We start from the raw sequence: 5341 nt of genomic DNA, 5'->3' as shown, positions 1-5341 counted from the left end.
CTGCTGGCGGCGATCGAGCGCAAGCTGGATCCGCGCCGGCCGGCGCAGGAGCCCAGTGATGGGGCCCTGCACCTGGCCTCGGCCATGGTGGGGGCGGTGGTGCTGGCCCGCCTGGTGGACGACCCCGCCCTGGCCCGCCGGCTGCTGGCGGCGGCCTCCTCGCCTGGGGCCTGAGACGGACCCTCTCTTTTTTTGTCCCATGACATGACGACCATCATGGCTAAGAGCCCCGCTCGCTCCGCCCTGGCGGCCGCCCGCTCCCGCGGACCCCTCCCTCCGCCAGTGCCCCTCTCCCTGGAGCAGGTGCAGCGCCGCCACTTCAGGATCAGCGGCGACCGCCGCTTGCTGGCCCGCTTCGCGGCCTGCTTCCCGCGCTGACTTCCCCCCTCAACCCTTCTTCTCTCCCCCATCCCCGAAGCCGCGATGCCATCCGCCCCGACCCGCCGCCAGCGGCGTTTCCTGGAACGCTATGGACCCTGGGCCGTCGTCACCGGAGCCTCCTCCGGCATCGGCCGCGCCCTGGCCGTCGCTCTGGCCGAAGCCGGGCTGAACCTGGTGCTCGTGGCCCGCGATCGGCCCCGGCTCGAAACCCTGGCGGCCAGCCTCATCGCCAGTCACGGCGTGCAGGTGCAGGTCGTCGCGGTCGACCTGGCCCTGGACGACCAGCTGGCGGCGATCCGCCGCGTCACCGACTCCCTGGATGTGGGATTGCTGGTGGCCTCCGCCGGCTTCGGCAGCTCCGGTCCCTTCCTGGAGGCCGACATCGCCAGCGAAACCGAGATGCTGATGGTCAACGGCCGGGCGGTGCTGCAGGCCTGCCACCACTTCGGCCGTCGCCTGCGGGAACGGGGCCGGGGCGGTCTGGTGCTGCTGAGCTCGATCGCCGCCTTCCAGGGGATGCCGTACGCGGCCCATTACGCCGCCACCAAGGCTTATGTGCAGAGCCTGGCCGAGGCCCTGCAGGTGGAACTCCGGGGCGACGGCGTCGCCGTGCTGGCCGCGGCGCCCGGGCCCACCCACAGCGGCTTCGCCGCCAGGGCCGGGATGCGGCTGGGGGCGGTCATGGAGCCGGAGGCGCTTGCCCAGCCGATCCTGGCGGCCCTGGGGCGGCAGACCACCGTGCTGCCGGGGGCGCTCTCCAAGCTCCTGAGCTGGTCGCTCGTGCCCCTGCCGCGCTGGGCGCGGGTGAGCATCATGGGCACGGTGATGCGGGGCATGGCCATCCACTGATGCAGAGCAGCATCTTCACGGTGGTCCTGCTGCCGGTGGCGCTGGCCATCGTCATGCTGGGCATGGGCCTCAGCCTGGTGCCCGAGGACTTCCAGCGCATCACCCGCTACCCCCGGGCGGTCGCGGTGGGCACGGTCTGCCAGACCCTGCTGTTGCCACTGCTGGGGGCGCTGATCGCCCTGGTGGTGCCCATGGAGCCGGTGATGGCGGTGGGTCTGGTGGTCGTGGCGGTCTGCCCGGGCGGGCCGTCGTCGAACCTGATGACCTACCTGGCCCGGGGGGATGTGGCCCTGTCGGTGACCCTGACGGCCGTGAGCAGCATCGTCACGGTGGTCACGATCCCGCTGTTCACCAACCTGGCCCTCCAGCATTTCCTGGGGGAGGGGGCCGCGATCGCCCTGCCGATCGGCACCACCATGCTGCAGATCGTGCTGATCACCCTGCTGCCGACGACCATCGGCATGGCCATCCGTCATCGCTTTCCCGCGCTGGCCCGACGCCTGGAGAGGCAGATGGGCCGCCTGGCCGGGGGCCTGCTGGCGCTGATCATCCTGCTGCTGTTCCTCCGTGAGGCCCCCAAGTTGCCGGGGTTTCTGGCCCAGGCGGGACTGGCCATCGCCCTGCTCAATCTGCTGGCCATGACGGCGGGTTTTCTGGCGGGAAGGCTGTTCCGCCTCCCCGTGGCCCAGCAGGTGTGCATCGCGATCGAGGTGGGGATTCAGAACGGAACCCTGGCGATCGCCATCACCGCCGGTCTGCTCAACAACCCCGACATGGCGGTGCCGGCGGCGGTCTACAGCCTGCTGATGTACGTGTTCGGCTTCGGCGCGGTCCTCTGCGGCCGGCGGCTGATTCCTGCGGTCCGCCGGGCGTGATCGTCGATCGGAATCAGCGCTTTCCTGCCTCCCCCTTCGGCTCCTCCTAACGTGGGGGACTCTCCTCCCAGGCCAGGCAGATCCGGATGGCAGCCAGATCCATTAGCGCCCTGCTGGAAAGCGTTCGTCTGGTCTCAGAGGAGTCCCACTCCATCGTCCAGTCCGTGCGTCTCATGGTGCAGGAATGCGTCAGATCCGTCTCGGAGGAGGTCAAATACGGAGGCCTTCTTTTCGCCTCCGATGGTCTTCCGTTTGGCGGTGTGTTTGTGTACAAGCAGCATGTCTCGATGGAGTTGAGTTGCGGTGCTTTCATCGCCGACCCCTATGGCCATCTTGAGGGATCCGGCAAGGGACGACGCCACCTCAAGCTCAGGAGCCTCGATGACATCCAAGGCAAGCACCTGGCAACGTATCTGATGCTTGCCTTGCAGGCGGCCCAGGCTCAGGCCTGTGCTTCCGGTCCCCTGGAGTGAACCCATGGACCATGTGCTGATCATCCACGCCGTGCGGGACTACGGGGCCTGGAAACAGGTGTTCGACGCGGCGGCCAGCCTGCGCCGTGAGGCCGGCGAGCGGTCGTTCCAGGTGCTCCGAGACGCGAGCAACCCCAACAAGGTGGTGCACTTCTCCCGATGGGAATCGGTGGCCAAGGCGAAGGCGTTCTTTGAGTCCCCCGAGCTGGTGGAGATCCGTCGCCAGGCCGGTGTCGAATCCCCGGAGTTTCTCTATCTGCATCAGCTGGAGGCGGGCACGCTGTGACCGCTGAGCTTCCCCCATGAGCCCCGTCTTCCCCGGCCGTTACACCGCCCAGATCGAAGGCCCGTTCGTGGTGTTTCTCATCGGCCTGCGGGTGAATCGCTTCTGGGCGCTGCACCAATGGCTGCCGGTGGCGCGGGCGATGGGCCCGATGATGCGTGAACTGCTGGCCAGTCCCGAGCTCGGCCTGCTCAGCGCCCAAACGATCGTCTACTGGCGCGGTGTGGGGCTGGTTCAGTACTGGCGTTCCTTCGAGGCCCTGGAAAGCTTCTCGAAGAATCCGAAGACCTCCCACCTGCAGGCCTGGAAGCGCTTCAACCAGGCGGTCGGCGCCAGTGGCAGCGTCGGCATCTGGCACGAGACCTACCTGGTGGAGGCCGGCCGCTACGAATGCGTCTACGGCAACATGCCCCGCTTCGGCCTGGCCCGCGCAGGAACCCATCAACCGGCCACCGGCGCCAGGGAAACGGCGAGCCGCCGCCTCGGCCGGGACGGCGATCCCACCGTGCCCAGCTATGACAACCCCTGACATCCAGGCGACCCGGATCCCTCAGGTCACCTCTGCCAGAATGATTGTCGTTTCAGGAATCACCGTGTCGCGCCTTCGGCCTCCCTTCGCCCCCCTGGCCGCCGCCGCCGGGCTCCTGGCTGCCCTCGGCGGCGCCCCCGCCCTGGCCCAGCAGCCCGGCCCAGGCCCCCAGAAGGCGATGTTCGCCACCAAGGCGGAAGCCGAAGCCGCCGCCAAGCACTTCAACTGCACAGGGGCCCACCAGCATGGCAACCAGTGGATGCCCTGTTCCACCCATGGCAACACCAAAGGCGGCTCGTCCGGCCACGGCTCCCACTGATGCCGGATCCGGACGTGCTGGAGACTCCTCCCTCCGGCGGCCCCCCTCCTTCAAGCGCTGCCTCGGCCTGCGGTGGCCGGCCGAAGATCGTCGCCATCGGCATCGCCCCCCTGGGGATCATCTCGATCGGCATCGTCCCGATGGGGGTGATCAGCATCGGCGTCGTGCCGATGGGGGTTCTGAGCCTGGGGGCGGTGGCGATGGGGGTGATCAATGCCTCCGTGGTGGGCATGGGCATCCTCATCGCCGGGGTGAACGTGATGGGCGTCTGGTGGGTGGGGATGGACGGCATGGGTCCCTACCGCCTGGGCAGCCCGAGCGGCCAGGTGCATCACCACCACAGCCCTGACCACCACCACAGCCAGGGCCAGCCCAACCTCTACGCCTACCCCACCCGTGAGGAGGCCCTGCGGAAGGCCAGGGAACTCGGCTGCGAGGGGGCCCACGCCATGGGCTCCCTCTGGATGCCCTGCGCGGAGCACCCGACCCCCTGAGCTCAGGCCAGCGACTTGAACATCACCAGGGCGTCCACCATCCCCAGCCGGGGATGGCGGAAGGCTCCGGGCAGCCGGCCGATGGTGGCGAAGCCGTTGCGGCTCCAGGTCGCCACCCCGGCGGTGTTGGTGCTCACCACCAGGTTGAACTGCATCGCCGTGAAGCCCCGCCGCCGCGCCTCCTCCTGGGAGTGGCGGCAGAGGGCATGGCCCAGCCCCCGGCCCCGGGCGGCCTCAGCCACCACATAGCCGGCGTTGGCCACGTGGGCACCCAGGCACGGCTGGTTGGGCCGCAGGTAATAGGTGCCCAGGATGGCGCCGTCCGCATCGGTGGCCACGACGGTGGCGGCGACGTCCCCCACCCAGGCCTGACGGGCGGCGTCGCTGCCGATGGCCGGGTCATGGGGGAAGGTTTCGCCGGCCCGGAACACCGGCTCCAGCAGCGCCCAGACCGCCGGCCAGTCGTCAGGGGCGTAGGGCCGCAGGATCAAGCCGCTTGCACCACGATCGATTTGGCCACCGTACCGGGCAGATTCCGGGACACCGGGCAGACCTTCATGCGTCGCTCCAGAAAGGCCCGGCTCGGCTCATCCAGCGCCGGGGTCGCCCCCCCGTCGGCCGCCTCCAGCCGCACCTGGAAGCTGCCGTCCACCGCCTCGATCATCCAGTCGGCGGAGGCCGTCACGCTGAGGATTCCGTCCACTGTTGCCAGGGGCAGATGCCGCTCGACGGCGTTGGCCACCAGGTAGTGGTGCTGGCAGAGCAGCAGGGACAGCAGGTAGAGCCGGAAACCGGGGGTCTGCAGGCTGGGCTCCAGCGGCTGCCACGGCTCCTGGGCGCCGTTGCGGAACGCGACGCTGAGGCCATCGCCGGCGGCCCCGTGGCGGCTCTGCAGGCGGAACTGGAACAGGAGGTGGGTCATCGCTGGGGGGAGACGGCGGGGGTGAAGGGGATGGCGCTGCGGAGGGTCGTCTCCCGCGTCGCCGTGGCGCTGCGCTGGCGCTGGAGGGCTTCGGCGCCCGTGAGCAGGGCCGAACCGACCAGCAGGGCGGCGAAGCCCTGGCGCAGGTGGCGATCGGAGAGGTGGGGGGCCAGGGCCTGACCGCCGAGGGCGCCAGCCAGGCCGCCGGCCACCAGC

Annotated in this window: 10 protein-coding genes and 1 pseudogene; 8 read left to right on the top strand and 3 right to left on the bottom strand. The window is 69.7% G+C overall.

Annotation, left to right across the window (positions count from 1 at the left end):
- Positions 1-216 precede the first annotated feature (216 nt).
- The 8 genes from VB737_RS05225 to VB737_RS05190 all read left to right on the top strand — a co-directional run bounded on the left by VB737_RS05225 (position 217) and on the right by VB737_RS05190 (position 4203).
- A complete protein-coding gene (locus tag VB737_RS05225) occupies positions 217-378 on the top strand; it encodes a hypothetical protein (protein ID WP_500311723.1) in 162 nt (53 codons plus the stop codon).
- Between the two features lie 45 nt (positions 379-423).
- Entirely contained in the window at positions 424-1230 is an 807-nt protein-coding gene (locus tag VB737_RS05220) for an SDR family NAD(P)-dependent oxidoreductase (RefSeq protein WP_500311721.1), read from the top strand.
- Positions 1230-2105, top strand: coding sequence for a bile acid:sodium symporter family protein (locus tag VB737_RS05215; protein ID WP_500311719.1), 876 nt, complete (start codon positions 1230-1232; stop codon positions 2103-2105). Before VB737_RS05220 ends, VB737_RS05215 begins: the two co-directional genes overlap by 1 nt.
- A gap of 86 nt (positions 2106-2191) precedes the next feature.
- Positions 2192-2578: a DUF1801 domain-containing protein gene (locus tag VB737_RS05210; RefSeq protein ID WP_500311717.1), complete on the top strand. Its 387-nt coding sequence runs from the start codon at positions 2192-2194 to the stop codon at positions 2576-2578.
- 4 nt (positions 2579-2582) lie between these two features.
- Positions 2583-2864, top strand: coding sequence for an antibiotic biosynthesis monooxygenase (locus tag VB737_RS05205; RefSeq protein ID WP_500311716.1), 282 nt, complete (start codon positions 2583-2585; stop codon positions 2862-2864).
- A gap of 16 nt (positions 2865-2880) precedes the next feature.
- Entirely contained in the window at positions 2881-3390 is a 510-nt protein-coding gene (locus VB737_RS05200; protein ID WP_500311715.1) for a DUF4188 domain-containing protein, read from the top strand.
- A gap of 64 nt (positions 3391-3454) precedes the next feature.
- Positions 3455-3709 carry a DUF3721 domain-containing protein gene (locus tag VB737_RS05195; protein ID WP_500311714.1) on the top strand — a complete coding sequence of 85 codons (255 nt, stop codon included), beginning with the start codon at positions 3455-3457 and terminating at the stop codon, positions 3707-3709.
- Positions 3709-4203: a DUF3721 domain-containing protein gene (locus tag VB737_RS05190; protein WP_500311712.1), complete on the top strand. Its 495-nt coding sequence runs from the start codon at positions 3709-3711 to the stop codon at positions 4201-4203. Before VB737_RS05195 ends, VB737_RS05190 begins: the two co-directional genes overlap by 1 nt.
- A gap of 2 nt (positions 4204-4205) precedes the next feature.
- On the opposite strand, the gene VB737_RS05185 is transcribed toward VB737_RS05190, so the two are convergent.
- From VB737_RS05185 to VB737_RS05175, 3 genes and pseudogenes are all read right to left on the bottom strand, one after another.
- On the bottom strand, positions 4206-4694 hold the full coding sequence (locus VB737_RS05185) for a GNAT family N-acetyltransferase (RefSeq protein ID WP_500311710.1): 489 nt from the start codon (positions 4692-4694) through the stop codon (positions 4206-4208).
- A complete protein-coding gene (locus VB737_RS05180) occupies positions 4691-5125 on the bottom strand; it encodes a hypothetical protein (protein ID WP_500311709.1) in 435 nt (144 codons plus the stop codon). Before VB737_RS05180 ends, VB737_RS05185 begins: the two co-directional genes overlap by 4 nt.
- Positions 5122-5341: pseudogene (locus tag VB737_RS05175) on the bottom strand (hypothetical protein); the annotation flags it as partial. The gene VB737_RS05180 and the pseudogene VB737_RS05175, both read right to left, overlap by 4 nt.

Source organism: Synechococcus sp. BA-120 BA3, assembly GCF_034931285.1.
GTDB lineage: Bacteria > Cyanobacteriota > Cyanobacteriia > PCC-6307 > Cyanobiaceae > Cyanobium.
The sequence above is the reverse complement of the archived record's forward strand: the minus strand, read 5'-3'. Positions and strand labels throughout refer to the sequence as shown.

What these genes read in the sequence shown, in the direction of transcription:
- VB737_RS05190 (WP_500311712.1), top strand. Translation starts at nt 3,709, where the DNA reads ATGCCGGATCCGGACGTGCTGGAGACTCCTCCCTCCGGCGGCCCCCCT.
- VB737_RS05180 (WP_500311709.1), bottom strand. Translation starts at nt 5,125, where the DNA reads ATGACCCACCTCCTGTTCCAGTTCCGCCTGCAGAGCCGCCACGGGGCC.
- VB737_RS05205 (WP_500311716.1), top strand. Translation starts at nt 2,583, where the DNA reads ATGGACCATGTGCTGATCATCCACGCCGTGCGGGACTACGGGGCCTGG.
- VB737_RS05220 (WP_500311721.1), top strand. Translation starts at nt 424, where the DNA reads ATGCCATCCGCCCCGACCCGCCGCCAGCGGCGTTTCCTGGAACGCTAT.
- VB737_RS05200 (WP_500311715.1), top strand. Translation starts at nt 2,881, where the DNA reads ATGAGCCCCGTCTTCCCCGGCCGTTACACCGCCCAGATCGAAGGCCCG.
- VB737_RS05215 (WP_500311719.1), top strand. Translation starts at nt 1,230, where the DNA reads ATGCAGAGCAGCATCTTCACGGTGGTCCTGCTGCCGGTGGCGCTGGCC.
- VB737_RS05210 (WP_500311717.1), top strand. Translation starts at nt 2,192, where the DNA reads ATGGCAGCCAGATCCATTAGCGCCCTGCTGGAAAGCGTTCGTCTGGTC.
- VB737_RS05225 (WP_500311723.1), top strand. Translation starts at nt 217, where the DNA reads ATGGCTAAGAGCCCCGCTCGCTCCGCCCTGGCGGCCGCCCGCTCCCGC.